Below are 26,060 nucleotides of genomic sequence, written 5' to 3'. Positions count from 1 at the left end.
GCCTGGAAGTCCGAAAGCGGGCTTGTTTCAGAGCGCGGGACGCGCTTGCGGAGCGCTTGAGCAGCGAGAAATCCGCGCTGCCGACCGAGTCGGGGGCTTCGCCGGGTCGAATTTCAACAGGCTGCTAACCCCAAGAGGAGAGTCCGAGATGAAGCACAAGAAGGTCGAGTTGGTGAAGGAGCGCGGCCGCTGGTCGGCGAAGTCCAAGCGTGATGCGGTGCTGAGGCTGCTGCGCGGCGAGGACTTGGACACGGTGTCGCGGGAGTCGAAGGTCACGGCGGCGAAGCTGACCGAGTGGCGCGAGGCGTTTCTCGCATCGGGCATGGCGGGCCTGAAGGCACGCGAGACCGACGCGCGGGACGAGGAAATCGAACGGCTCAAGGCGGTGCTGGGCGAGATGACGATGCGCTGCGAACTGCAGCGCGACGCGATCCGGAGGTTGAAAGCCGGCCTCCCTTTGGGCGAGACGAGGTTGCCGAAATGAGCGCGGCGACGTCGGAGGGGACGGGCCGGGTGTACGGGGTCAGGCGCGTGTGCTCGGCGTGGGAGCTTGCCCGCTCGACGTGGTATGCCCAGGCTGCGGCCACGCGGCCGGACCGTGCCCCGCCGGCCAAGCGCGGCCCGAAGACGGCGCTCAGTGACGAGGCGCTGGTGGCGGCGATCCGGGCCGTGCTGGCGGTGAGCCCGTTCACCGGCGAGGGCTACCGCAAGGTGTGGGCGAAGCTGCGGGCCGAGGGCATCCGTAGCGGCAAGGCGCGGGTGCTGCGGCTGATGGGCGCGCACGGCCTGCTGGCGCCGCAACGCGGCGGCGGCCCGCGGGGACCGCGGGCGCACGAGGGGACGATTCTCACCGAGGCGCCGGACCTGATGTGGGGGACGGACTTCTCGACGACGGTCACGCTGCGGGAGGGTACGGCGGCGGTGTTCATCGCGGTCGACCATTGCACGGCCGAGCTGGTGGGCGTGCATGCGGCGGCCCGTGCGACGCGCTGGGAGGCGCTGGAGCCGATCCGGCAGGGGGTGCGGGAGCGCTTCGGGCGGATCGGCGCGAAGGTCGCCAGCGGGCTGCGGTTGCGCCATGACCACGGGACGCAGTACATGGCCGACGATTTCCAGCAGGAGCTCGCGTTCCTGGGGATTGCGTCGAGCCCGTCGTTTGTCCGCGCCCCGGAGGGCAACGGGTGCGCCGAGCGGATGATCCGCACGCTGAAGGAGCAGTTGCTGTGGGTGCGGACGTTCGAGACCGTGGAGGAGCTGCGCCAGGCGCTGCTGGCGTGGCAGAAGGTGTACAACGAGCACTGGATGGTGGGCCGGCACGGCCACCGCAGCCCGGCACAGGTGCGCCGGGATCACCACGCCACGATGCAGCGCATGGCGGCGTGAATTACGCCCTCAGGCGTGTCCAGGAAATCGGGAGCGGTTCAGAGTTGGCAGGAATGTTCTCTCAATAGGCCATGGACCACACCACCCTAAGCACCCTACGCGACCGCCACCCCGCCTGGCGGCTGCTGGCCTCGCCGCACGCGCCGCTGGTGGCGAGCTTCCTGCACCGGGTGTTCGTGGCGCCCAACGTGCGGGTGATGAGCGAGGCCGATCTTGCGGAGGCGTTGGAGGACGAGCTGTTCGCCCTGCGCGAGCAGTTGGGTGCTGAGTCGTACCCGAAGGGCGCGCAGGACTACCTGAACGACTGGGCCGCGCCCGACAAGGGGTGGCTGCGCAAGTTCTACAAGCCGGGCACGGACGAGGCGCAGTTCGACCTGACGCCCGCCACCGAGAAGGCCATCGCCTGGTTGCTGACGCTGACCGAGCGCCCATTCGTCGGCACCGAATCGCGCCTGCTCACGCTGTTCGCGTTGCTGGAGCAGATCTGCGCCGGCACCGAGGCCGACCCGATCAAGCGCGTGGCCGACCTGCGCAAGAAGCGCGACGAGTTGGACGCCGAAATTGCCCGCGTGCTGGCCGGTGACGTACCGCTGCTGGACGACACGGCGGTCAAGGACCGCTTTCAGCAGTTCCAGCAACTGGCGCGCGAGCTGCTGGCCGACTTCCGCGAGGTGGAGCACAACTTCCGCCTGCTCGACCGCAAGGTGCGCGAGAAGATCGCGCTTTGGGAAGGCGCCAAGGGGGCGCTCTTGGACGAGATCATGAATGATCGCGATGCCATCGGCGACTCCGATCAGGGCCGCAGCTTCCGCGCCTTCTGGGACTTCCTCATGTCCAGCCGGCGACAGGAGGAACTCTCCGAGCGGCTGGAGCGGGTACTTCGGCTCCCCGCCGTCGCTCAGCTTTCGCCCGACCCCCGCACCCGCCGCGTGCACCACGACTGGCTGGAGGCCGGCGAGCACACGCAGCGCACGGTGGCCCAGCTGTCGCAGCAGTTGCGCCGATTCCTGGACGACCGGGCCTTTCTGGAGAACCGCCGCATCCTGGACTTGCTGCACGGCATCGAGAGCAAGGCGCTGAGCATCCGCGGGGCCGTGCCCGCTGGCACCGTAATGCACATCGACGCGATGGCGGCAGACATCGAGCTGCCGCTGGAGCGGCCTTTATTTACGCCGAGCGCAAAGCCTCACCTGGCCGATCTGGCCGTGCTGGCGGGCGAGGACGACATCGACACCGCGCGCTTGTTCGATCAGATCGTGGTGGACAAGGCGCGTCTGCGGTCCGCCGTGCAACGCGCACTGCGCCAAAAGGCGCAGATCACGCTGCGTGAGCTGCTGGAGCTTGAGCCGCTGAAACAAGGATTGGCTGAACTTGTGGCCTACCTGGAGCTGGCCCATGCTGGGGACGGCGACGCCCTGGAGGGCCTGCGCGCCATGGTGGACGAGGCCGTGCAGGACACCATACGCTGGCAGGCCAGCAACGCCGAGGGAGAAGCCGTGACGCGCGAGGCGCGCTTGCCGCGGGTGATCTTTACGCGTTGACGGCGGTCACAAGTGGTAGATGGCCAGGTAGGGTAGAACATGAACGATGACGCACTGCACGAGAGCGATTCGGTGGAGTCGCCACCCAGCGCGCTGCCGGCGGTGCCCGAGCTATCGCAACTGATGGTGCACCTGCTCAAGGGTGTGCTCTACCGCGACGACGACGAGCGCTTGTGGGCCAGCCTCTTGCGCCTGCAGGCGCGGGTGCGGGAACAGGCCGCCGTGCTGCTGCTCGACCTGGTGCTGGACGAGGCCGAGGGCCATGCTTTTCTGAAAAGCCGCCCGGACCCGGACGAGGCCGAGGGGGCGCCGCGCCTGCCACGGCTCGTCGCGCGCCGGCCGCTTTCCTACCCGGTGAGCCTGATGCTGGCGCTCTTGCGCCGCCGCATGGCCGAGTTCGACGCAGGCGGTGGAGACACCCGGCTGGTGCTCTCGCGTGACGACATCGCCGAGCTGATGCGGGTGTTTCTGCCCGATGGCACGAATGAGGCTCGGCTGATCGACCAGGTGGACGCGACGATCACCAAGGTGGTCGATTTGGGCTTTCTGCGCCGTCTCAAGCCTGCTGCTGGCGGTGGGCAGGACAGAGGCCACTTTGAAGTGCGGCGCATCCTGAAAGCTTTTGTCGATGCGCAGTGGCTGGCGGAGTTCGACGCGCGGCTGGAGGTCTACCGCACGGCGCTGTCGGGCGGCGCGAGTCTGGGTACCGGCCAGGAGAAGGCGGATGCGTGAGGCACCGATGGACGCTGGGACACTGGGCCTGGACTTCGTCGCTGACGACAATCGCGTCGGCTTCCGCCTTGACCGGCTGGAAGTGCTCAACTGGGGCACCTTCGACAAGCGCGTGTGGCGGCTTACGCTTGCCGGGCGCAACGGCCTGCTCACGGGCGACATCGGTTCGGGCAAGTCCACGCTGGTCGATGCCATCACGACCTTGCTCGTGCCGGCGCATCGCGTGGCCTACAACAAGGCGGCCGGGGCGGATGCTCGCGAGCGCTCCCTGCGGTCCTACGTGCTGGGCCACTACAAGAGCGAGCGCAATGAAGTCACGGGGAGCAGCAGGCCCGTGGCGCTGCGCGATGCGTCGAGCTACTCGGTCATCCTCGGTGTCTTCCGCAACGAGGGCTATGACCAGGCCGTGACGCTGGCCCAGGTCTTCTGGCTGAAGGACCCGCAGGGCCAACCCGCACGCCTGTTTGTGGCGGCTGAGCAGGCATTGACCATCACGGATGACTTCAGGGTCAACGGCGGCGACATCACTTCCCTGCGCAAGAAACTGCGGGCCGCGGGCTGCGAGCTGTTCGACAGCTTCCCGCCGTATGGGGCCTGGTTCCGCCGGCGCTTTGGTATCGAGCACGAGCAGGCGTTGGAGCTGTTCCACCAGACGGTCTCGATGAAGTCGGTGGGTAACCTCACCGACTTCGTGCGCAGCCACATGCTGGAACCCTTCGACTCCGGGCAACGCATCGAGGCCCTGATCCGCCACTTCGACGACCTGGACCGGGCGCACCAGTCCGTGCTCAAGGCCAAGCGGCAGGTGGAGCTGCTGACGCCCCTGGTCCAAGACGGCGCGCGGCACCAGCAGCTGACGGCCGAGATCCAGGGCTGGCGAGAGGCGCGTGATCAGCTCAGGCCGTATTTCGCCCGGCTCAAGGGCGAGCTGCTGGACCGGCGCCTGGCCTTGCTGGCGGAGGATGCGGCCCGGCTCGATGCCCAGATCGAGCGCCTGGATGCGCAGCGCGAGACCGAACGCGTTGAAGTCGGCCGGCTGGAGCGGGCACTGCGCGACAACGGCGGCGATCGGCTGGAGGAGCTGGCGGCGGAGATTCGCCGGCTGGAGCAGGAGAAGGTTCAACGCCAGCAAAGAGCTGAGCGCTACCGTGCGCTGCTGGCGCGCATCGACGCCGTCATGCCGGAGGACGAGTCCGACTTTCTGATTCTGCAGCAGGGTATTACCGAGCGTGCGGAGGACTTGCGCGAGCGCATTGCCGACCTGGACAACCGCGAGCGCGAAGAGGACTTCACGTTCCGCAAGGGCCGTGAAGAGCACGCCGCCTTGTCGGAAGAGATCGACAGTCTTCAGCGGCGCAAGAGCAACATCGACGCCGCCCAGGTCCGCATCCGCGATGCGCTGTGCGCGACGCTGGCAATCGCCGAGGACGAATTGCCATTCGCTGGCGAGCTCATCCAGGTGCGCGACGAGGAGCGCGATTGGGAGGGTGCCGCCGAGCGGCTGCTGCGCGGCTTTGGCCTGTCGCTCTTGGTGCCGGATGCTTACTACCCGGCCGTTGCGGACTGGGTGGACCGGCAGCATCTGGGCGGGCGGTTGGTGTACTTCCATGTGCGTCCGCGAAAGCCGGTGCAAAGCGCGGCGCTGCATCCGCAGTCGCTGGTGCGCAAGCTCGCCATCAAGACCGATTCACCCCACTATGAGTGGCTGGAACAGGAGCTTCGGAGTCGCTTCGACGTCGCCTGCTGCGACACCGGAGAGCAGTTTCGCCGTGAGGCGCGCGCCATCACGCGCGCAGGGCAAATCAAGGACCCGAGCGGTCGCCACGAGAAGGACGACCGCAGCCGGATCGACGACCGCAGCCGCTATGTGCTCGGTTGGAGCAATGCCGACAAGCTGCGGGCCCTGCGAGACCAGCGCGAGCGTCTGGAGGCCAGACTCGCCACGCTTGGGCAGCGCATTGGCGAGATCAGCCAAGCGCGCAACGAACTGCGGGGCCGGCTGGATGCACTGAGCAAGCTGGAGGAGTTCACCCGCTTTGCGGACATCGACTGGATGAGTCTCGCTCGGCGCATTGCCGAACTCTCCGAGGAGCGCGCACGGCTCGAAGCCGCATCCGACACCCTGCAAGAGCTGGGGCGACAGCTCAAGGCCGCTCAGGAACGCTTGGGCGAACTGGAGGCAAAGCGCTCCGATGCCTTGGGCAAGCGGGGCGAGGTCAAGAGCAAACGAGAGACCGCGCAGGCAATGCGGGATCAGGCCGGCAGCGTGTGGAACGACTTGCCGCTGACCGATGCGCAGATGGAGCGCCTGGATGGCTGGCGCGCGCAGGCGCTGGGCGAGCATCAACTGTCGGTCGAGTCTTGCGACAACCGCGAGCAGGAGGTGCGCCAACGGCTGCAGCAGCACATCGACGCCGAGGACAAGCGCCTGGCGCGGCTCACCGAGCGCATCGTCAATGCCATGCGCGGTTTCAAGGAGGAGTTCAAGGCCGAGACCGTCGAGATGGACGTTGCACTGGCGGCGCTGCCGGAATACGAGCGGATGCTCGACGGCTTGAAGCGCGATGACCTGCCGCGATTCGAGGCGCGCTTCAAGGAGCTATTGAACGTCAACACGATCAACGAGATCGCCAATTTCAACGCCCAGCTCGCCCGCGAGCGCGAGACGATCAAGGAGCGCGTCGATTTCATCAACCAGTCGCTTGAGGCCATCGACTACAACCCCGGCCGGTACATCAAGCTGGTGGCCCAGCCCAGCCCGGATGCGGAGATCCGCGACTTCCAGCAGGATTTGCGGGCGTGCACCGAGGGCGCGATGACGGGCTCGGCCGACGAACAGTATTCGGAAGCCAAATTCCTGCAGGTCAAGGCCATCATCGACCGCTTCCGAGGTCGTGAAGGGCTGTCGGACGCCGACCGGCGCTGGGCCGCCAAGGTCACCGACGTACGCAACTGGTTCCTGTTCTCGGCCAGCGAGCGCTGGCGCGCCGACGGGGCCGAGCACGAGCACTATTCGGACTCGGGCGGCAAGTCGGGCGGTCAGAAGGAGAAGCTGGCCTACACCGTGCTGGCCGCGAGCCTGGCCTACCAATTCGGGCTGGAGTGGGGCGCCGTTCGTTCGCGGTCGTTCCGCTTCGTCGTGATCGACGAGGCTTTCGGGCGCGGATCGGACGAGTCGGCGCAGTACGGGTTGCGCTTGTTCCAGCAGCTCAACCTGCAGCTGTTGATCGTCACGCCGCTGCAGAAGATCCACATCATCGAACCCTTCGTGGCCAGCGTCGGCTTCGTGCACAACGAGGGCGGACGCGACTCGCGGCTGCGCTGCCTGTCGATCGAGGAGTACCGGGCTCAGAAAGCGGAAGGCATGGCCGAAGCCAGGGCCGCCGGAGACCGCGCGGCACCATGAGCTGGACCACGCCAGCCGATCTGCGCGCTCAGGTCCAGCGCTTGTGGGACCGGGGTGACTTACTGCGGGCCACAGTGACGGACGCCGTTTCGTGGCCCCTGCGCCTGAACGTGAAGGTCCCCGCGGCTTCCGACCTGTCCGATCGATTCGAGGCCGTTCGTGAATGGGTGCGCGCCATCGCCGATACCCCTCAGGTCCGAATCGAATGGCGCGAGTGGAATCACCGCGTCCAGGGCATGCAGCGGCTCCCAGCGACCGTCTGGATCGATACCCTGCAAGACGCCTTGGCCTTCATCGGCAAGGTTCGGCAAGCGCAGCGGTTCGCGGCGCTCTGGCAGAAAACGGCAGCCGCGCAGCCGCCGCTGCTGGCGTGGCTGTCTCGGCGGCCGATCCAGGCGCTGGATCTGGTCGACCGCTGGGATCGTCTGCTGGCCGTCGTCGCATGGCTGCAGGCCCATCCTCGACCGGCCGTGTACCTGCGCCAGGTCGACGTACCTGGGGTGGACAGCAAGTTCATCGAGGCCCACCGAGGCGTCTTGACCGAGCTGCTGGACCTGGCTCTGCCAACCGAAGTCATCGAGCTTGACGCGACCGGCGTCGCGCAGTTCACGCGCCGATTCGGCTTCCTGGATAAGCCCGTCCGGATTCGGTTTCGCCTGCTCGACCCATCGCTGCCCAGCCTTCCGGGCTGCCCATCTTCGTCGCAGAACCTGCCCGACATCACGCTGGACGCCGCGAGCTTCGCAGCCCTGACGCTACCGGTCCGGCGCGTCTTCATGACCGAGAACGAGACCAACTTCCTTGCCTTCCCGCCCGCTGCGGGTGCCATCGTCGTCTTTGGCGCAGGCTACGGTTGGGAGGCGCTGGCGCGCGCCGAGTGGCTGCATCGATGCCAGCTGCACTACTGGGGCGACATCGACACCCACGGATTCGCCATCCTCGACCAGCTGCGCGGCTACTTCCCCGGCGCGGCGTCCTTCCTCATGGACCGGGAGACGCTGCTTGCCCACCGCCTACACTGGGGCGAAGAGCCCAAGCCTGTGCGCTATGATTTGCCGCGTCTCACGCCCGAGGAGGCGGCTGTCTATGACGAGCTCCGGTTCGATCGCCTCCAGCCCCGGCTGCGTCTCGAGCAGGAGCGCGTGGGGTTTGGCTGGTTGTGCGATCGACTGGCCTGTCTCCCCTCGGGAGCCCTCGTGGCTCCGCTCCCTTGCTCGTAAGCTCGGGAGCCGCTTTTCCGCTGGGTAAACTCCCCGCCACCAAATCACACCGGACCCCTGACCGTCGTCAGGGGTTTTTTGTTGCCCGTCGAGGGCCCTGCAAGAGGGGCGGCGGCCTGGCGGGCGTATCCGGTGCGTCCAGCCGCCACGGGCCGGGGGACGGCGGGGCCTCAATCGATCCGCATCACGCCCTTGCGTGGCGGCCAGGGGCCGAGGGTGTCGGCAGCGAGCCTGGCGCCCAGGGAACGCAAGACCTGGCGCTGTTCGGGGATGGGCACGCGCACGATCGCATCCTCCAGCCGGGCCAGGTCGGCGAAGGCGGGCAGGGCCCAGGCGCGTTGCAGCAGGGCGGTCAGGCGCGGCCAGCGCGCCGGGTCCGGCTGCCAGCGCACGAACACGGCGTTGCGCAGCAGGCAGGCGATGGCGATGTCGGCGATGGACACCTGGCCGAAGATCCAGCCTTCGGCCGGCAGCTGGGTCTCCAGCCAGTCCAGCGCCGCCGGCAGTTCCTCGTCGCGGGCGCGGTTGAACACCGCCTCGTCCGGCGCCTCGCCGAACAGCAGGCGCTTGGCGCCGCGCTGGTAGAACATCTTCCACACCACCACCTCGCCCAGGCGGGAGTCGCAGAACTCCTCCAGCCAGCGCGCCTGGGCGCGGTCGCCGACGTCGGCCGGGTACAGCGCCGGCTGCGGGTGGCGGTCCTCCAAGTACTGGCAGATCACCGAGGAGTCGTTGACCACGCGCTCCCCGTCCAGCAGCACCGGCACGCGCCGCAGCGGGCTGAGCGCGGTGAAGCGGTCGTCGCCCACGAACGGGGCGATCGGGTCGATCTCGTAGTCCAGCCCCTTCAGCGCCAGGCACACCAGCACCTTGCGCACGTAGGGCGAGAGGTGGTTGCCGATCACGCGGTAACGCGGCGTGCCTTCCATCGTCGTCCTCCGGGGCGGGTGGCGGGGTGGGGTGGTCAGGCGTCCCTGTTGTGGCGGCGCATGACGCGCTGCTTCTCGCGCTGCCAGTCGCGCTCGCGGGCGGCGTCGCGCTTGTCGTGCTCCTTCTTGCCCTTGGCCAGGGCCAGCTCCAGCTTGACCTTGTTGCCGCGCCAGTACATGGCGGTGGGCACCAGGGTGTAGCCGTCGCGCTCGATCTTGCCGACCAGCTTGTCGATCTCGTGCCGGTGCAGCAGCAGCTTGCGGGTGCGGCGGTCGTCGGCCAGCACGTGGGTCGAGGCCTGGATCAGCGGGGTGATCTGCGCGCCGAACAGGTGGATCTCGCCGTTGCGCACCAGGGCGTAGGCCTCGCCGATGTTGGCGCGGCCGGCGCGGATGGCCTTGACCTCCCAGCCCTGCAGGGCCAGGCCCGCTTCGTAGCGCTCGCCGAGGTTGTACTCGTGGCGCGCGCGCTTGTTCAGGGCGATGGTGCGGGTGGCCGGTTCGGCCTTGCCCTTCGCCTTTGCCTTATCATGGGCCGGTTTCTTGCTCATTCCCCCATTGTCGCCCAATTCGGGTGCCCACAGGCGTCTTCCCATGCCCCGCATCCACCGCAGCGCGCTGGTCGAGCACCCGGCTTCCCGCATGTTCGACCTGGTCAACGACGTGGCCGCCTACCCGCGGCGGTTCTCCTGGTGCGAGCAGGCGCAGGTGCTGGAGGCCGGCGGGGACCGCATGGTGGCGCGGCTGGACGTGGGCCTGGGCTCGCTGCGCACCTGGTTCACCACCGAGAACCGGCTGCAGCGCCCGCACCGCATCGACATGCAGCTGCACGACGGTCCGTTCCGCCGGCTGCACGGGGTGTGGGAGTTCCAGCCGCTGGGCGAGTCGGCCTGCAAGGTCTCGCTGACCCTGGAGTTCGAGCCGGCCACGCGCCTGCTGGCGCCGGTGTTCGCGCTGGGCTTCCAGGGCCTGGCCGACCGCATGGTGGACGACTTCGTGCGCGTGGCCGACCGCGAGGGCTGAGCCGTGCTGCGGGTGGAGGTGGTGATCGCCTGGCCGCACCGCCACGAGCTGCGGGAGCTGCGGCTGGAGGAGGGGGCCACGGTGGCCGACGCGGTGCGCGCGGCCGGGCTGGGCCACGAGGACCAGATCGCCGGCTACGCCGTGTTCGGTGCGGCGGCCGCGCCGGAGACCCGGCTGCACGACGGCGACCGCGTGGAGCTGCTGCGGCCGCTGGTGATGGATCCCAAGGAGGCCCGGCGCCGCCGCGCGGCGGCGCGGGCGCGCCGCTGAGGCCTCAGCGGCGGCGGCCTTCCTTCTCGCGCGGCAGGTTCGGGCCGAACTGGCGCACGGTCTTGCGGGCCAGCTCCAGGTCCTGCTCCGGGAAGTACTCGCCTTCCCAGCTGACCAGGCGGTCGTTCTCGAAGTGCAGGGTCAGCGTCTTGATCTCGACGTCGCCGCGGCGGTTGGTGCGCTCGGAGGCGGCGTAGTCCCAGCGCTGGGCGTGGAACGGATCGGCCACCGACGGCGTGCCCAGCAGGCCCAGGACCTGCTGCTTGCTCAGCCCCGGACGCAGCTGGTCCACGGCCTCCTTCTCCAGCAGGTTGCCCTGGTAGATCGGCTGCTTGTAGAGGATGCCGCAGCCGGCGACGGCGAGCGACAGGGGGGCGATCAGCAGCAGGCGGCGGATGCTCGGCATTGCGTACGGTCGGGATTGGGATGGGGCGATGATACACTCCCGGCCGCGTCTCGCGGCCCCGCTCGGCGGCGCGCGGTAAACCGCCAGTGAACCGGAGGTAACGGCATGGAATCGAACGACTTGCGCCGCGTCGGGCTCAAGGTCACGCATCCGCGCATGCGCATCCTCGAGCTGCTGGAGCAGAAGGGGCTCGAGCACCACATGACCGCCGAGGACATCTACCGCCACCTGCTGGAGCACGGCGACGAGATCGGCCTGGCCACGGTGTACCGGGTGCTGACCCAGTTCGAGGCCGCCGGCCTGGTGCTCAAGCACAACTTCGAGGGCGGCCAGGCGGTGTACGAGCTGGACCGGGGCGGCCACCACGACCACATGGTGGACGTGGACACCGGCCAGATCATCGAGTTCGAGAGCCCGGAGATCGAGGAACTGCAGCGCCAGATCGCGGCCCAGCACGGCTACGAGCTGGAGGAGCACTCGCTGGTGCTGTACGTGCGCAAGAAGAAGCCGCAGAAGCAGGCCCAGCCGCAGCGCTGAGCCGCCGCCCCGCGCGCCCGCGCCGTCAGCGGGCGCGGGCGGCCCGCCGGGCCGGGCGCTGCGGCGCCGCGGCCTCGGCGTCGGAGGCCACCGCCTCCTCCAGCAGGCGGCGCGCGGCGGCATGGGCCTCGGGCCCGACCTCCACGCCGCCCACCATCCTGGCCAGTTCCGCCTCGCGGCCGGCCTCGTCCAGCCGCTCCACCGCGCTGCGGGTGATGCCATCCTCCGGCGCCTTGCTGACCCGGTAGTGTGCATGGCCGTGCGCGGCCACCTGCGGCAGGTGGGTCACGCACAGCACCTGCCGGGCCCGCGCCAGGGCGCGCAGCTTGCGGCCGACGATCTGCGCCACCGCGCCGCCGATGCCGGAGTCCACCTCGTCGAAGACCATGGTCGGCACCGCGTCCGAGCCCAGCGCGGCCACCTCGATAGCCAGGGAGATGCGCGACAGCTCGCCGCCGGAGGCGACCTTGCGCAGCGGCCGCGGCGGCTGGCCGGCATTGGCCGCCACCAGGAACTCCACCCGCTCGGCGCCGTTGGCGTCCGGGCGCGCCTCGCCGACCGGCTCCAGCTCCACCAGGAAGCGGCCGCCGCCCATGCCCAGCTCGCCGATCAGGGCGGTGGTGGCCTCGCCCAGCGCCTGCGCGGCGGCCTGGCGGGTGGCGGTGAGGGCCGCGGCGGCCTGGCGCCAGGCCTCGGCGGCGCGGGCGATCCCGCCGTCCAGCTGTTCCAGGCGCTCGCCGGCGCCGCGCAGGGCGTCCAGCTCGGCGGCGATGCGGTCGCGGTGCGCGGCCAGCTCGGCCGGGGCGGTGCGGTGCTTGCGCGCCAGGTCGTGGATCCGGCCCAGGCGGCGCTCCAGCTCCTCGTAGCGGGCCGGGTCCAGGTCCAGGTCGTCGCGGATCCGGCCCAGCTGGGCCAGCGCCTCCTCGATCTGCACCGCGGCGCCCTCCAGCAGCTGGTCCACCTCGAGCAGGCGCGGCTCGTCCGCGGCGGCGCGGGTCAGGCGGTTGCGCACCTGCTGCAGCCCCTGCACCAGCGCGGGGCCGTCCTCGCCGCCGAGCCGGGCCAGGGCCTCGTCGCAGGCGGCGGTCAGGCCGGCGGCGTTGGCCTGGCGGCGGTGGGCGGCGTCCAGCGCCTCCAGCGCGGCCGGGTCCAGTTCCTCGCGCTCCAGCGCGGCCAGCTGGTGCTCCAGCCAGGCGATGCGGTCGGACCCGTCGCCCCGGGCCTGCAGCCGTTCGCGCTCGGCCAGCAGCGCCTGCCAGGCCGCGGCGGCCGCGCGCACGGCCGCGCGCTCGGCCTGGTTGCGGGCGTGGGCGTCGAGCAGGGCCAGCTGGCTGGTGCGGGAGAGCAGGGCCTGGTGCTCGTGCTGGCCGTGGATCTCCACCAGCATTCCGGCCAGCTCGGCCAGCTGCGCCAGGGTCACCGGACGGCCGTTGATCCAGGCCCGCGAGCCGCCGTCGGCGCGGATCACCCGCCGCAGCTGGCACTGGCCGTCCTCGTCCAGCTCGTTGGCGGCCAGCCAGGCCAGGGCGGGGGAGTCCGGGGCCAGGGCGAACTCGGCGGCCAGCTCGGCCCGCTCGCAGCCGTGGCGGACCACCCCGCTGTCGGCGCGCAGGCCGGACAGGAAGCCCAGGGCGTCCACCAGCAGGGACTTGCCGGCGCCGGTCTCGCCGGAAATGACGGTCATGCCCGGGCCGAATTCCAGTTCGGTGGCGCGTACTACGGCGAAGTCGCGGATGGCGAGGTGTCGGAGCATGGCCGGTATTGTAGGGGGCGTCCGTCTCGGCCGCGGAGACCGGGGGAGCGGGCGGCAGCCGGGCGTATTGCGGCCGCCCGGGGGAGGCACTATCTATTGGTGCATGAGCACCCCGCTGCCGACCCTGGACCCGCGTGCCCGCCAGCTCCTGCGGACCCTGATCGGCCGTTACATCCGTGACGGCGAACCGGTGGGTTCGCAGACCCTGGCGCGCGTCTCGGGCCTGGACGTCAGCCCGGCCACGATCCGCAACATCCTGGCGGACCTGGAGGAGATCGGCCTGCTCAGCTCGCCGCACACCTCCGCCGGGCGGGTGCCCACCGCGCAGGGCTACCGCGTGTTCGTGGACAGCCTGCTGCAGGTCAAGGCCCCGGGCGAGCAGGAGCTGGCCCGGCTGCGCAGCGAGCTGACCCCGGGCAGCAGCACCCAGGCCCTGCTGGGCAACGCCTCCGAGCTGCTGTCGGCCATGACCCATTTCGTGGGCGTGGTCAGCGCCCCGCGCCGCGAGCAGTTCGCCTTCCGCCAGATCGACTTCGTTCCGCTGGACGGGCGCCGCATCCTGGCCATCGTGGTGTTCGCCGACGGCGAGGTGCAGAACCGGGTGATCGAGCCGCAGCGGGCCTTCGAGGCGGCCGAGCTGGAGCGGGTGGCCAACTACCTCAACACCCACTGCACCGGCCGGCCGCTGGCGCAGATCCGCGCCACCCTGGTGCAGGAGCTGCGCCAGGCGCGCGACGCCATGGAGCGGATGCTGGCCCAGTCGGTGGAGCTGGCCGAGCAGGCCCTGGCCCCGCCAGGGGACGACGTGGTGCTGGCCGGCCAGACCCGGCTGATGGGTGTGCAGGACCTGTCCGACCTGGACCGCCTGCGCGAGCTGTTCGAGGCCTTCGCCCGCAAGCGCGAGATCCTGCAGCTGCTGGAGCGGACCATGCGCGCCCCGGGCGTGCGCATCTTCATCGGCGAGGAGACCGGCCTGGCCCCGCTGGACGGGGTCTCGGTGGTTACCGCCCCGTACCGGGCCGGCGGCCAGGTGCTGGGCGTGCTGGGGGTGATCGGCCCGACCCGCATGGCCTACGACCGGGTGATCCCGCTGGTCCAGGCCGCCGCCGACGTGCTCGGCGCGGCCCTGCAGCCGGCCCGCGAGGCTCCGGCGACTTGAATCGCTCCATTCCGGCCCCCATACGGCCGGAATACGCGGCCGGGAGCCGCACGGAGCCGATTGCATGACCCAGAACGAGACCCCTTCCCAGCAGCCGGAACATCCGGAGCAGCCGCAGACGACCGGTGAGGCCGCCGCGGCCACCACCGGTGCCGATCCGCTCGAGTCGCAGCTGCGCGCCGAGATCGAGGCCCTGCGCAGCGAGATCGAGCAGCTGAGGATGGATGCGCTGCGCGAGCGTGCCGACCTGGACAACCAGCGCAAGCGCATGGCGCGCGAGCTGGAGCAGGCGCGCCGGTTCGCCAACGAGCGCCTGCTGGGCGACCTGTTGCCGGTGCTGGACAGCCTGGACGCCGGCCTGGCCGCCGCCGGCGCGGAGGGCGGCCCCCTGAAGGAGGGGCTGGAGCTGACCTACCGCCAGCTGATGAAGGTCGCCGGCGACCACGGCCTGTCCGTGGTGGACCCGGTGGGCCAGCCCTTCGACCCCGAGCGCCACCAGGCCATCAGCCAGGCCGACCCGGGCGAGGCCGCGCCGGGCAGCGTGCTGCAGGTGTTCCAGAAGGGCTACATGCTGCACGACCGCCTGCTGCGCCCGGCGCTGGTGGTGGTCGCCCGCCACGACTGAACCGGCGCCGCGCCCGCGCGCGCCCCCACTTGAACGCCGCGGCCGCACCCCCCACCTAGCGAGCAGGGCCACCGCGCCAACGGCCAAACCCATTCCCCGAGGGAGCACACACATGAGCAAGATCATCGGTATCGACCTGGGCACGACCAACTCGTGCGTGGCGATCATGGAGGGCGGCAAGGCCCGCGTGATCGAGAACGCCGAGGGTGACCGCACCACGCCGTCGATCGTCGCCTACACCAAGGACGGCGAGGTGCTGGTCGGCGCCCCGGCCAAGCGCCAGGCGGTGACCAACCCCAAGAACACCTTCTTCGCGGTCAAGCGCCTGATCGGCCGCAAGTACACCGATGCCGAGGTGCAGAAGGACATCGGCCTGGTGCCCTACAGCATCGTCCAGCACGACAACGGCGACGCCTGGGTGGCGCAGGCCGACGGCCGCCGCATGGCCCCGCAGGAGATCTCCGCCAAGGTGCTGGAGAAGATGAAGAAGACCGCCGAGGCCTACCTGGGCGAACCGGTCACCGAGGCGGTGATCACCGTCCCGGCGTACTTCAACGACAGCCAGCGCCAGGCCACCAAGGACGCCGGCCGCATCGCCGGCCTGGACGTCAAGCGCATCATCAACGAGCCGACCGCGGCGGCCCTGGCCTACGGCCTGGACAAGGGCGGCGGCGACCGCAAGATCGTCGTCTACGACATGGGCGGCGGCACCTTCGACGTGTCCATCATCGAGATCGCCGAGGTGGACGGCGAGAAGCAGTTCGAGGTGCTGGCCACCAACGGCGACACCTTCCTGGGTGGCGAGGACTTCGACGCGCGCATCATCGACTACCTGGTCGAGGAGTTCCAGAAGGACCAGGGCATCGACCTGCGCAAGGATCCGCTGGCCCTGCAGCGCCTGAAGGACGCCGCCGAGCGCGCCAAGATCGAGCTGTCCAGCGCGCACCAGACCGAGGTCAACCTGCCGTACATCACCGCCGACGCCTCCGGCCCGAAGCACCTGGCCATCAAGCTGACCCGGGCCAAGCTGGAGGCGCTGGTGGACGACCTGATCAAGCGCTCGCTGGAGCCGTGCCGCATCGCGCTGCAGGACGCCGGCCTGCGCGCCTCGGACATCGCCGAGGTGATCCTGGTCGGCGGCCAGACCCGCATGCCCAAGGTGCAGCAGGCCGTGGCCGACTTCTTCGGCAAGGAGCCGCGCAAGGACGTCAACCCGGACGAGGCCGTGGCGCTGGGCGCCGCGATCCAGGGCGGCGTGCTGGCCGGCGACGTCAAGGACGTGCTGCTGCTGGACGTCACCCCGCTGAGCCTGGGCATCGAGACCCTGGGCGGCGTGATGACCAAGATCATCGAGAAGAACACCACGATCCCGACCCGCGCCTCGCAGGTGTTCAGCACCGCCGAGGACAACCAGTCGGCCGTGACCGTGCACGTGCTGCAGGGCGAGCGCGAGCAGGCCCGCTACAACAAGTCGCTGGCCAAGTTCGACCTGACCGGCATCGAGCCGGCCCCGCGCGGCGTGCCGCAGATCGAGGTGTGCTTCGACATCGACGCCAACGGCATCCTGCACGTGTCGGCCAAGGACAAGAAGACCGGCCGCGAGCAGAAGGTCGAGATCAAGGCCGGCTCGGGCCTGACCGAGGAGGAGATCCAGCGGATGGTCGCCGACGCCGAGGCGCACCGCGAGGAGGACCGCAAGTTCCAGGAGCTGGTGGCCGCCCGCAACCAGGCCGACAGCCTGGTCCACGCCACCCGCAACGCGATCAAGGAGCACGGCAGCAAGGTGCCGGGCGACGTGATCGGCCGCGTGGAGTCGGCCATCGCCGAGCTGGAGACCGCGATCAAGGGCGACGACAAGGCCCAGATCGAGGCCAAGACCCGCGCGCTGGAGGAGGCTGGCCAGTCGCTGTACGCGGCCGCCGCCGCGGCCGCCCAGGGCGGTGCCGATGCCGGCGCCGGCCAGGCCTCGGGCCAGTCGCAGGACGACGTGGTCGACGCCGAGTTCACCGAGGTCAAGGACGACAAGAAGTAAGGCCGTGCGGCGGCGCCCCAGCCGCCGCGTCCGGACAGCCCGCGCCGCCGCCGGTGGCGCGGGCTGTCGTGTAGGCGGCCTTGAGAGAACCAGCCCGGAATCCCGATGAGCAAACGCGACTACTACGAAGTGCTGGGCGTGTCCCGCAACGCCAGCGACGAGGAGCTGAAGAAGGCCTACCGCCGCTGTGCGATGAAGTACCACCCGGACCGCAACCCGGGCGACGCCTCGGCCGAGGCCGCGTTCAAGGAGTGCAAGGAGGCCTACGAGGTGCTCTCGGATCCGGCCAAGCGCCGGGCCTACGACGCGCACGGGCACGCCGCCTTCGAGCAGGGCTTCGGCGGTGGCGGTCCGGCGCCGGACATGGACGACATCTTCGGCGACATCTTCGGGACCATCTTCGGCGGCGGCTCGCGCGGGCCGCGCCGCGGCGCCGACATCGGCTACGTGCTGGAGCTGGACCTGGAGGAGGCCGTCGCCGGCGTCGAGAAGCGCATCGAGATCCCGACCCTGGCCGAGTGCTCGGCCTGCGCCGGCACCGGCTCGGAGGACCGCAAGCTGGAGCCGTGCCTGACCTGCCACGGCCGCGGCCAGGTCCGCTTCCAGCGCGGCATCTTCACCATGCAGCAGGCCTGCCCGGACTGCGGCGGCCGCGGCCAGACCGTGCGCAACCCGTGCCGCGTGTGCCACGGCGCCGGCCGCATCGAGGACGAGAAGATCCTGTCGGTGAAGATCCCGGCCGGCGTGGACAACGGCGACCGCATCCGCCTGGCCGGCGAGGGCGAGGCCGGCCCGCCGGGTACGCCGCCCGGCGACCTGTACGTGGAGGTGCGGGTGCGCGAGCATCCCATCTTCCGCCGCGACGGCGACGACCTGCACTGCGAGGTGCCGATCCGCATCTCCCAGGCCGCGCTGGGCGCGGTGGTCAACGTGCCGACCCTGGGCGGGGAGGTGGAGATCCGCATCCCGGCCGAGACCCAGACCGGCAAGGTGTTCCGCATCCGCGGCAAGGGTGTGCGCTCGGTGCGCAGCCGCGTGCCCGGCGACCTCTACTGCCGGATCGTGGTCGAGACCCCGGTCAACCTCACCGCCGAACAGCGCGAGCTGCTGGAGAAGTTCGAGGCCACCTTCACCGGCGAGGAAGGCCGCCGCCACTCGCCCCGCTCGGCCACCTTCCTGGACGGCGTCAAGGCCTTCTGGGACCGCATGACCTCCTCCTGACCCCGCATCGACCCGCGCCCCTGCAGGAGCCGCGTCAGCGACCCGAGCCATCCTGTAGGAGCCGCGTCAGCGGCGACCCGAGGCCGCGACCGGAGCCCGCGTTCAACGCGCATCCCGGGGATGCGCCCGCGACGCCGTTCCGGCCACGCCACGCCGCACCGCAACCCGGACCGGCCCGCCGGGCTGCCGCGTGCACGGCGCCTGCAGAAGGGCGCCGGCCCGGCTCCTGTAGGAGCCGCGTCAGCGGCGACCCGAGGCCGCGACCGGAGCCCGCGTTCAACGCGCATCCCGGGGATGCGCCCGCGACACCGCTCCGGCCACGCCACGCCACACCGCAACCCGGACCGGCCCGCGCCGGGCTGCCGTGTCGCAGGGGCGCCGGGCGAAGCGTTAGCATGCGTGCCTTGCCAACAAGGCCGCGCCCCATGAGCAACACGCTGGAAAAGCACCTGGTCCACGACCGCCGCAACCGGCCCGGCGGGCCCTCGCCGGTGGACGTGGTCACGGTGCAGTCGCAGCTGGCCTACGGCTACGCCGGCAACAGCGCCACCGTGCCGGTGCTGCGCATGCTGGGCCTGCGGGTCGTGGAAGTGCCGACCACGCTGTTCAGCAACACCCCCTTCTATCCGACCCTGCGCGGCCGGGTGCTGCCGGCCGACTGGCTGGCCGAGCTGCTGCAGGGCCTGGACGAGCGCGGCGTCAGCACCCGCACCGGGCTGCTGCAGTCGGGCTATTTCGGCAGCGTGGCCAACGGCCAGGCCTTCGCCGACTGGCTGGAGCGCCACCACCGTGCCGGCACCGCGCCGCGCTACCTGCTGGACCCGGTGATCGGCGACCTGCACACCGGACCCTACGTCGAGCCCGGCCTGGAGGCGGTGTTCGTGGAGCGGCTGCTGCCGCTGGCCTGGATGGTCACCCCCAACGCCTTCGAGCTGGAGCGCCTGGCCGGGCAGCCGGCGCTGCGGGAGGCCGAGGCCCTGCGCGCCGCGCGCGCGCTCCTCCGGCGCGGCCCGGAATGGGTGCTGGCGCACAGCGTGCAGGGCGGGGAGGACGAGCTGCTGACCCTGCTGGTGGGGCGCGAGCGCGCCTGGCGCCTGGCCTCGCCACGCCTGGACGTGGACGTGGCCGGCACCGGTGACGTGGTCACCGCGGTGCTGGCCGCCAGCCTGCTGCGTGGCGAGCCGCCGCCGCGCGCCGCCGAACGCGCCCTGGCCGGCGTGCACGCGGCGCTGGAATCCACCCTGGCCCACGGCTGGGAGGAGCTGGACGTGCAGGCCGCGGCGCCGGCCGCCTTCACTGAGGGCGCGCCGCGGTTCCAGGCGGTGGAGGTCTGAGCCCATGCCCGTGGCGCCGGTCGTCGGCCTGGTCGGCAGTGCCGGTGCCTATGGCCGCTGGCTGCGCGCCTTCTTCGAGCAGCGCATGGGCCTGCGCGTGCTCGGCCACGATCCGGCCGACCCTGACAGCGACACGCCCGGACGCCTGCTCGCGGAGGCGGACGTGCTGCTGTTCACCGCGCCCATCCGCCATACTCCGGCGCTGATCGGCCACTACCGCCGGCTCTCGGCCGGGCGCGAGGCGGGCAGGCTGTGGCTGGACGTGACCTCGCTCAAGCAGGCGCCGGTGGCGGCGATGCTGGCCTCGCGCGCCGAGGTGGTGGGCCTGCATCCGATGAGCGCGCCGCCCAAGGCGCCCACGCTCAAGGGCCGGGTGGTGGTGGTGTGCGAGGCCCGGCTGGAGCGCTGGCGTCCCTGGCTGGAACAGCTGCTGGAGGCGCTGCAGGGCCAGTACGTGCGCACCGCGCCCGAGCACCACGACCGGGTGATGGCGCTGGTCCAGGCCCTGGTCCACGCCGCGCACCTCGGGCAGGCCGGGGTGTTGCGCAGCTTCGCCGGGGAACTGGGCGGGCCGCAGGCGCTGCTGCCGTTCCGCTCGGTGGGCTTCGAGATGGATGCGGCGGTGATCGCCCGCATCCTGGCGATGAACCCGCAGATCTACGAGGACATCCAGTTCGAGAACCCGCACGTCGCCCGGGTGCTGGCGCAACTGGAGGCGCAGATCGCGCGCCTGCGCGCGTTGGTGGAGCAGGGCGACGACCGGGCGCGCGCGCAGTTCCGCGCGCAGTACCTGGACGCCAACCGCGCCGCCTGGGACGCGGCCGCGCTGGAAGAGGGCAGCTACACCTTCGAACGGGTGGGCTACCTGCTGGCCGACCTGACCGAGACGCACAGCCTCGGCGTGCACCTGCCCGAGGACCGTCCCGGCTCGCTGCGCGCGCTGCTGCACGTGTTCGAGCGGCACGGCATCAACCTCAGCTCGATCCATTCCTCGCGCACGCCGGCCGGCGAGGTGCATTTCCGCATCGGCTTCGAGCCGGCCTCGGACCCGGACGCGCTGCGCCGTGCCGCCGCCGAGATCGACGCCAGCGGCCTGGGCCGGGTCCTGGAGTGGCCGCGCGAGGGCGGCCCGGCGGCGCGCTAGGCCTGGGTCAGCACCAGCGAACCGTCTGGCGTGGAGAACTGCTTGCCCTCGCGCTTGAGCGGCATGCCGTCCAGCAGCTCGTAGCGCAGCGACGGCTTGCCGTCGGGGCCGGGCCTGTCGTCGTGGAACTCGATGACGATGTACGAGTTGCCTTCGCTGTCGGTGGCGGGGAACTGGCGGAAGGACATGCGCACCTCCTGGAATGTTGGACGCCAACAATGCGCCCCCACGGCACGATTATTCGCCACCGTGCTTAAGCGCATGTTGGCGCCTGGTGAGGGTTCCGTACGGAACGGCGCCGGGACGGCTACAATGCCGCCATGACCACGACCTTCACCCTGTCCCGTCGCGCCCAGGCGCTCACCAGCTCGGCCATCCGCGAGATCCTCAAGGTGACCGAGCGTCCCGAAGTCATCTCCTTCGCCGGCGGCCTGCCGTCCCCGGCGACCTTCCCGGTCGAGCGCATGCGCGAGGCGACGGAGAAGGTGCTGCGCGAGGCCCCGCAGGCCGCGCTGCAGTACGGTCCCACCGAGGGTTTCAGCCCGCTGCGCGAGTGGATCGCCGAGCGGCTCAGCCGCGGTGGCGCCAGGATCCCGGCCTCGCGCGTGCTGGTCACCACCGGCTCGCAGCAGGGCCTGGACCTGCTGGGCAAGGTGCTGATCGACGAGGGCAGCAAGGTGCTGGTGGAGACCCCCAGCTACCTGGGCGCGCTGCAGGCCTTCTCGCTGTTCTCTCCGCAGTTCGCCTCCCTCCCCAGCGACGCGCAGGGCATCGTCACCGACGCCATCTCCCCGGAGCAGATGGCCGGTGCGCGCTTCCTGTACTGCCTGCCCAACTTCCAGAACCCGACCGGCCGGCGCATGCCGCTGGAGCGGCGCAAGGCGCTGGTGGAGCTGGCGGCCAGGGCCGGCGTGCCACTGGTCGAAGACGATCCCTACGGCGAGCTGTCCTACGGCGGCGAGGCGCTGCCCAGCCTGCTGTCCATGAACCCCGACGGGGTCATTTACATGGGCTCGTTCTCCAAGGTGCTGGCCCCGGGCCTGCGCCTGGGCTACGTGGTCGCACCGGAGCAGGTGCTGGCCAAGCTGGTCCAGGCCAAGCAGGCCGCCGACCTGCACACCCCGACCTTCTCCCAGCGCGTGGTGTACGAGGCGGTGCAGGACGGCTTCCTCGACCGGCACATCCCCACCATCCGTGCCCTGTACGGCACGCAGTGCCAGCACATGCTGGCGGCGCTGGAGCGCGAGTTCCCCGAGGAAGTCACCTGGAACCGTCCCGAGGGCGGCATGTTCATCTGGGTGCAGCTGCCCAAGGGCCTGGACAGCGGCAAGCTGCTGGCCAAGGCGGTGGAGCGCAACGTGGCCTTCGTGCCGGGCGCGCCGTTCTACGCGGTGGACCCGCAGACCAACACCCTGCGCCTGTCGTTCGTGACCGTGCCGGGCGAGAAGATCGACGCCGGCATCAAGGTCCTGGGCGAGCTGCTCAAGGCCGAGATCGCGGCGCTGCGCGCCGCCGCCTGAGGACGCCCCCCGGTGCCGCGCGCGCTGGCCCGGGTCGAGGCGGTGCTGACCGGCCGGGCGGGGGACTACACCCGGCCGGGCAGCCGCAGCGCCATCGCCAAGCGCCCGCGCCCGGGACCGGGCCTGGCCGGGCCGGAAGGCCTGGACGGCGACGAGCAGGGCGACCGCCGCGTGCACGGCGGTCCCGACAAGGCCATCCACCACTATCCGCATGACCACTACGCGGCCTGGCGCGCCGAGCTGGGCCCGCATCCGTTGCTGGAGGCGCCCGGCGCCTTCGGCGAGAACATCAGCACCCGCGGTGTGACCGAGGCCGACCTGTGCCTGGGCGACCGCCTGCGCCTGGGCGCGGCGGTGGTCGAGGTCTCGCAGGGCCGGCAGCCGTGCTGGAAGCTGTCCGACCGCTTCGGCATCGCCGCCCTGGCCCGGCGCGTGCAGTACAGCGGCCGCACCGGCTGGTACTACCGCGTGCTGGAGCCGGGCCCGGTGCAGGCCGGCGACGTGCTGGAGTTGCTGGAGCGTCCCTGGCCGGACTGGCCGCTGACCCGCCTGGCCGGGCTGCTCTACCGGCGCACCCTGGATCGTGCCGGGCTGGTGGCGGCGCTGGCACTGCCGCTGGTGCCGTCCTGGCGCAAGGTGTTCGAACGCCGCCTGGAGCAGGGCCGAACCGAAAACTGGGACGTGCGCCTGCACGGCCCGCAGGCCTGACCGCGTCCTCGCCCTGCAGAAGCGGCATCCAGCCGCGACGCGCCCGCGTCCGGCGCCGGCGTTCAACCGCCACCTTGCCAGCGTCCACGGCGCAGGTGCATCCGCCGCACGCCGCAACCGGCCACGTCCGTCGTGTCGCCGCTGGCGCCGCTGCTGCAGGAAATCCCGCACCGCCGCGGGAGCAGGGAGACCCGGGGCCGGGGGCACCGGACGCGGGGGATCACGCCCGCGCCAGCGCGCGACCCACCTTGCTGCCCGTGGGCCGGCCCAGCAGCGCGGCCAGCCAGCGTCCGGTGCCGGCCAGCGCCTCCAGGTCCACGCCGGTCGCCAGGCCCATGCCGTGCAGCATGTACACCAGGTCCTCGGTGGCGAGGTTGCCGCTGGCTCCGCGCGCGTAGGGGCAGCCACCGGTGCCGGCCACCGCGGCGTCGGCCACGCGCACGCCGGCCTCGATGCACGCGGCCACGTTGGCCAGGGCCTGGCCCCAAGTGTCGTGGAAATGCACCGCCAGCGCCGGCATCGGCACCGCGGCCGCCACCGCCAGGAGCATTTCGCGGGCCTTGCGCGGCGTGCCCACGCCGATGGTGTCGCCCAGCGAGATCTCGTAGCAGCCCAGTTCGTACAGGCGCCGGGCCACGCGCACCACGTCGGCCAGCGGCACCTGGCCCTGGTAGGGGCAGCCGAGCACGGTGGAGACGTAGCCGCGCACGCGCACCCCGTCGGCGCGGGCGCGCTCGAGCACCGGCACGAAGCGCTCGATCGACTCGTCGATCGAGGCGTTGATGTTCTTGCGGTTGAACGCCTCCGAGGCGGCGGTGAACACCGCCACTTCCTCCGCGCCGGCGGCGCGGGCGCGCTCGTAGCCCTGCAGGTTGGGCACCAGCACCGGGTAGGCCACGCCGGGGCGGCGGATGATGCCGGCCATCACCTCGGCCGCGTCGGCCATCTGCGGCACCCACTTCGGGCTGACGAAGGCGGTGGCCTCGATGCTGCGCAGGCCGGTGGCCGAAAGCCGGTCCACCAGCGCGATCTTGTCGACGGTGGCGACCTGCCGGGCCTCGTTCTGCAGGCCATCGCGCGGGGCGACTTCGACGATGCGGACGAAATCGGACATGGCGCTACTCCGCGGCCACCACGGCCAGCACCGCGTCGGCCTCGACGAACTCGCCGGCGGCCGCGCGCAGCTCGGCGACCACGCCGGCCTGCGGCGCCCTGACCGTCAGCTCCATCTTCATCGCCTCCATCACCAGCAGCGGCGTGCCGGCCTCCACCCGCGCACCGGGCTGGGCATGGACCACCACCACCCTGCCGGGCATGGGCGCCAGCACGCGTCCGTCGCCGGCGCCGGCGGCCTCGCCGCCGCGGCTTTCCGGCGGCAGCAGGCGCACCGCCAGGCGCTGCCGGCCGTCGTGCAGCTCCAGCCCGCCGTCCCCGGCGAACACACCGTAGCGGTGCGCCTGGCCGTCCAGGCGCAGTTCCAGCGTGGTCCCGTCCAGGCGCGCGGCCTGCACCTCGTGCGCGTGGCCGCCGGCTTCGATGCGCCAGTTCCCGCCGTGGCCGCTGGCGCGCACCTCGTGGACCTGCCCGCCGGCCTGCAGGCGCAGCATGCGCGCGGCGCGGCCGAGCAGGCGCCAGCCGTCGCCCAGTGCCCATGGCGACCACGGATCACCGCTGCGCGCGGCGGCCGCGGCCTCGGCGGCCTGCTGGCGCAGCAGCAGCGCGGCCGCGGCGGCGGCCAGCGCCGTGGAGGCGGGCACGGGCGGGGCCAGGAACTCGTCGGTGTGGCGGTCCAGGTAGCCGGTGTCGATGCGGCCCTCGACCACCGCTGGATGCCGCACCAGCGCCTCCAGGAAGGCCAGGTTGGTGCGGGTGCCGGCCACGTGGCTGGCGGCCAGGGCCTCGCGCAGGCGCGCCAGCGCCGCGGGGCGGTCGGCGTCGTGCACGATCAGCTTGGCGATCATCGGATCGTAGAACACGCTGACCGTGTCGCCGGCCTCCACGCCGGCGTCCACCCGCACCTGCGGCGAGGGCGTCGGCAGCACCAGCCGGCGCAGGGTGCCGGAGGCGGGAAGGAAGCCGGCCTCCGGATCCTCCGCGTACAGACGCACCTCGATGGCGTGGCCGCGCTGGGCGATCCGCTCCTGGCGCAGTGGCAGCGGCTCGCCGGCGGCCACGCGCAGCTGCCATTCCACCAGGTCCAGGCCGGTGACCATCTCGGTGACCGGGTGCTCGACCTGCAGGCGTGTGTTGATCTCCATGAACCAGAACGCGCCCTCGCCATCCACGATGAACTCCACCGTGCCGGCGTTGACGTAGTCGATGGCGCGGGCCGCGGCCACTGCGGCCTGGCCCATGGCCTGGCGGCGTTCGGGGGTGAGGAAGGGCGAGGGCGACTCCTCCAGCACCTTCTGGTAGCGGCGCTGCGCCGAGCACTCGCGCTCGTGGAGGTGGACGAGGTTGCCGTGGGCGTCGCCGAACACCTGCACCTCGATGTGGCGCGGGCTGGCGATGTAGCGTTCCAGCAGCACGCGGTCGCGGCCGAAGGCGCCACGCGCCTCGCGCTGGCAGCTCTCCAGCGCGGCCGGGAAGTCCTCCAGACGGTGCACCACGCGCATGCCCTTGCCGCCGCCGCCGTGCGCGGCCTTGATCATCAGCGGGAAGCCGATGCGCGCGGCCTCGCGCAGCAGGGTCTGCGGCGACTGGTCCTGGCCGGTGTAGCCGGGCACCACCGGCACGCCGGCCGCGGCCATCAGCTCCTTGGCCCCGGCCTTGGAACCCATGCGGCGCATGGACTCCGGGCGCGGCCCGATGAACACCAGCCCGGCGGCGGCCACCGCCTCGGCGAAGTCGGCGTTCTCGGAGAGGAAGCCGTAGCCGGGATGGATGGCCTGGGCGCCGGTGGCGCGCGCGGCCTGGAGGATGCGTTCGCCGCGCAGGTAGCTGTCGGCCGGCGCCGGGCCGCCGATGTGCACGGCCTCGTCGGCCATGCGCACGTGCAGGGCGCCGGCGTCGGCGTCCGAGTACACCGCCACGCTCGCGATGCCCAGGCGCCGGCAGGTGCGGATGATGCGGCAGGCGATCTCGCCGCGGTTGGCGATCAGGATCTTGTCGAACAGG

Annotated in this window: 22 protein-coding genes and 1 pseudogene; 16 read left to right on the top strand and 7 right to left on the bottom strand. The window is 71.3% G+C overall.

All coding sequences use genetic code 11. The annotated features are described in order from the left end of the window. Window positions 1–148: 148 nt before the first annotated feature. The 5 genes and pseudogenes from CR938_RS05535 (at window position 149) to CR938_RS05515 (ending at window position 8,282) form a co-directional block, all read left to right on the top strand. A pseudogene (locus CR938_RS05535) lies at window positions 149–1,383 on the top strand (IS3 family transposase). Between the two features lie 71 nt (window positions 1,384–1,454). Further along, window positions 1,455–2,924 (top strand): DUF3375 domain-containing protein, encoded by a 1,470-nt coding sequence (locus CR938_RS05530; protein WP_162124038.1) that lies wholly within the window; start codon window positions 1,455–1,457, stop codon window positions 2,922–2,924. Window positions 2,925–2,963: 39 nt separating this feature from the next. Continuing rightward, a complete protein-coding gene (locus CR938_RS05525) occupies window positions 2,964–3,656 on the top strand; it encodes a DUF4194 domain-containing protein (protein ID WP_068607609.1) in 693 nt (230 codons plus the stop codon). Further along, on the top strand, window positions 3,649–7,062 hold the full coding sequence (locus tag CR938_RS05520) for an ATP-binding protein (RefSeq protein WP_246190988.1): 3,414 nt from the start codon (window positions 3,649–3,651) through the stop codon (window positions 7,060–7,062). The genes CR938_RS05525 and CR938_RS05520 overlap by 8 nt, the downstream gene beginning before the upstream one ends. Further along, entirely contained in the window at window positions 7,059–8,282 is a 1,224-nt protein-coding gene (locus tag CR938_RS05515; RefSeq protein ID WP_162124037.1) for a DUF3322 domain-containing protein, read from the top strand. The genes CR938_RS05520 and CR938_RS05515 overlap by 4 nt, the downstream gene beginning before the upstream one ends. Window positions 8,283–8,452: 170 nt before the next feature. On the opposite strand, the gene CR938_RS05510 is transcribed toward CR938_RS05515, so the two are convergent. Both CR938_RS05510 and smpB read right to left on the bottom strand, forming a co-directional pair. Continuing rightward, window positions 8,453–9,211 (bottom strand): glutathione S-transferase family protein, encoded by a 759-nt coding sequence (locus tag CR938_RS05510; RefSeq protein ID WP_162124036.1) that lies wholly within the window; start codon window positions 9,209–9,211, stop codon window positions 8,453–8,455. A gap of 35 nt (window positions 9,212–9,246) precedes the next feature. Then, complete coding sequence (gene smpB / locus CR938_RS05505) at window positions 9,247–9,762, bottom strand: SsrA-binding protein SmpB (RefSeq protein WP_162124035.1); 516 nt, start codon at window positions 9,760–9,762, stop codon at window positions 9,247–9,249. A 43-nt stretch (window positions 9,763–9,805) separates the two neighbouring features. On the opposite strand from smpB, the gene CR938_RS05500 reads away from it, so the two are divergent. Continuing rightward, complete coding sequence (locus CR938_RS05500; RefSeq protein ID WP_162124034.1) at window positions 9,806–10,234, top strand: type II toxin-antitoxin system RatA family toxin; 429 nt, start codon at window positions 9,806–9,808, stop codon at window positions 10,232–10,234. 6 nt (window positions 10,235–10,240) lie between these two features. Further along, entirely contained in the window at window positions 10,241–10,504 is a 264-nt protein-coding gene (locus tag CR938_RS05495; protein WP_162124040.1) for an RnfH family protein, read from the top strand. Window positions 10,505–10,508: 4 nt separating this feature from the next. Here the strand turns inward: CR938_RS05495 and CR938_RS05490 are convergent, their stop codons facing one another. Continuing rightward, the gene (locus tag CR938_RS05490) at window positions 10,509–10,901 is read right to left on the bottom strand and encodes an outer membrane protein assembly factor BamE (RefSeq protein WP_211365186.1); all 393 of its coding nucleotides are present in this window, start codon (window positions 10,899–10,901) and stop codon (window positions 10,509–10,511) included. 114 nt (window positions 10,902–11,015) lie between these two features. Here CR938_RS05490 and fur point away from each other — a divergent pair, with 114 nt between their 5' ends. Further along, a complete protein-coding gene (gene fur / locus CR938_RS05485) occupies window positions 11,016–11,447 on the top strand; it encodes a ferric iron uptake transcriptional regulator (protein ID WP_162124032.1) in 432 nt (143 codons plus the stop codon). Between the two features lie 25 nt (window positions 11,448–11,472). On the opposite strand, the gene recN is transcribed toward fur, so the two are convergent. Further along, on the bottom strand, window positions 11,473–13,200 hold the full coding sequence (gene recN / locus CR938_RS05480) for a DNA repair protein RecN (RefSeq protein WP_162124031.1): 1,728 nt from the start codon (window positions 13,198–13,200) through the stop codon (window positions 11,473–11,475). Between the two features lie 103 nt (window positions 13,201–13,303). On the opposite strand from recN, the gene hrcA reads away from it, so the two are divergent. The 6 genes from hrcA to CR938_RS05450 all read left to right on the top strand — a co-directional run bounded on the left by hrcA (window position 13,304) and on the right by CR938_RS05450 (window position 20,715). Continuing rightward, window positions 13,304–14,359, top strand: coding sequence for a heat-inducible transcriptional repressor HrcA (gene hrcA / locus CR938_RS05475; RefSeq protein WP_162124030.1), 1,056 nt, complete (start codon window positions 13,304–13,306; stop codon window positions 14,357–14,359). Window positions 14,360–14,423: 64 nt separating this feature from the next. After that, a complete protein-coding gene (gene grpE, locus CR938_RS05470) occupies window positions 14,424–14,984 on the top strand; it encodes a nucleotide exchange factor GrpE (RefSeq protein ID WP_162124029.1) in 561 nt (186 codons plus the stop codon). Window positions 14,985–15,096: 112 nt separating this feature from the next. After that, the gene (dnaK, locus tag CR938_RS05465; protein WP_162124028.1) at window positions 15,097–17,016 is read left to right on the top strand and encodes a molecular chaperone DnaK; all 1,920 of its coding nucleotides are present in this window, start codon (window positions 15,097–15,099) and stop codon (window positions 17,014–17,016) included. Between the two features lie 105 nt (window positions 17,017–17,121). Next, complete coding sequence (dnaJ, locus tag CR938_RS05460) at window positions 17,122–18,237, top strand: molecular chaperone DnaJ (RefSeq protein WP_162124027.1); 1,116 nt, start codon at window positions 17,122–17,124, stop codon at window positions 18,235–18,237. A 425-nt stretch (window positions 18,238–18,662) separates the two neighbouring features. Further along, on the top strand, window positions 18,663–19,571 hold the full coding sequence (gene pdxY / locus CR938_RS05455; RefSeq protein WP_162124026.1) for a pyridoxal kinase: 909 nt from the start codon (window positions 18,663–18,665) through the stop codon (window positions 19,569–19,571). 4 nt (window positions 19,572–19,575) lie between these two features. After that, complete coding sequence (locus CR938_RS05450) at window positions 19,576–20,715, top strand: prephenate dehydrogenase (protein WP_162124025.1); 1,140 nt, start codon at window positions 19,576–19,578, stop codon at window positions 20,713–20,715. On the opposite strand, the gene CR938_RS05445 is transcribed toward CR938_RS05450, so the two are convergent. Further along, window positions 20,712–20,903 carry a hypothetical protein gene (locus CR938_RS05445; RefSeq protein ID WP_162124024.1) on the bottom strand — a complete coding sequence of 64 codons (192 nt, stop codon included), beginning with the start codon at window positions 20,901–20,903 and terminating at the stop codon, window positions 20,712–20,714. The two genes, CR938_RS05450 and CR938_RS05445, sit on opposite strands and share 4 nt — an antisense overlap. Before the next feature lie 132 nt (window positions 20,904–21,035). On the opposite strand from CR938_RS05445, the gene CR938_RS05440 reads away from it, so the two are divergent. Together CR938_RS05440 and CR938_RS05435 are read left to right on the top strand one after the other, a co-directional pair. Then, window positions 21,036–22,235 carry an aminotransferase-like domain-containing protein gene (locus CR938_RS05440; RefSeq protein ID WP_162124023.1) on the top strand — a complete coding sequence of 400 codons (1,200 nt, stop codon included), beginning with the start codon at window positions 21,036–21,038 and terminating at the stop codon, window positions 22,233–22,235. 12 nt (window positions 22,236–22,247) lie between these two features. Then, window positions 22,248–22,943 (top strand): MOSC domain-containing protein, encoded by a 696-nt coding sequence (locus CR938_RS05435; RefSeq protein WP_162124022.1) that lies wholly within the window; start codon window positions 22,248–22,250, stop codon window positions 22,941–22,943. Window positions 22,944–23,163: 220 nt separating this feature from the next. Here the strand turns inward: CR938_RS05435 and CR938_RS05430 are convergent, their stop codons facing one another. Together CR938_RS05430 and CR938_RS05425 are read right to left on the bottom strand one after the other, a co-directional pair. Beyond that, complete coding sequence (locus tag CR938_RS05430) at window positions 23,164–24,057, bottom strand: hydroxymethylglutaryl-CoA lyase (protein WP_162124021.1); 894 nt, start codon at window positions 24,055–24,057, stop codon at window positions 23,164–23,166. A gap of 4 nt (window positions 24,058–24,061) precedes the next feature. After that, complete coding sequence (locus tag CR938_RS05425; RefSeq protein ID WP_162124039.1) at window positions 24,062–26,059, bottom strand: acetyl/propionyl/methylcrotonyl-CoA carboxylase subunit alpha; 1,998 nt, start codon at window positions 26,057–26,059, stop codon at window positions 24,062–24,064. Window position 26,060: the final 1 nt, after the last annotated feature.

Origin of the sequence: Pseudoxanthomonas taiwanensis (genome assembly GCF_010093135.1) — a bacterium.
In the GTDB taxonomy this organism is placed as follows: domain Bacteria; phylum Pseudomonadota; class Gammaproteobacteria; order Xanthomonadales; family Xanthomonadaceae; genus Pseudoxanthomonas; species Pseudoxanthomonas taiwanensis.
Note: the sequence above shows the minus strand (reverse complement) of the source record. Positions and strands in the feature narration are given on the sequence as shown.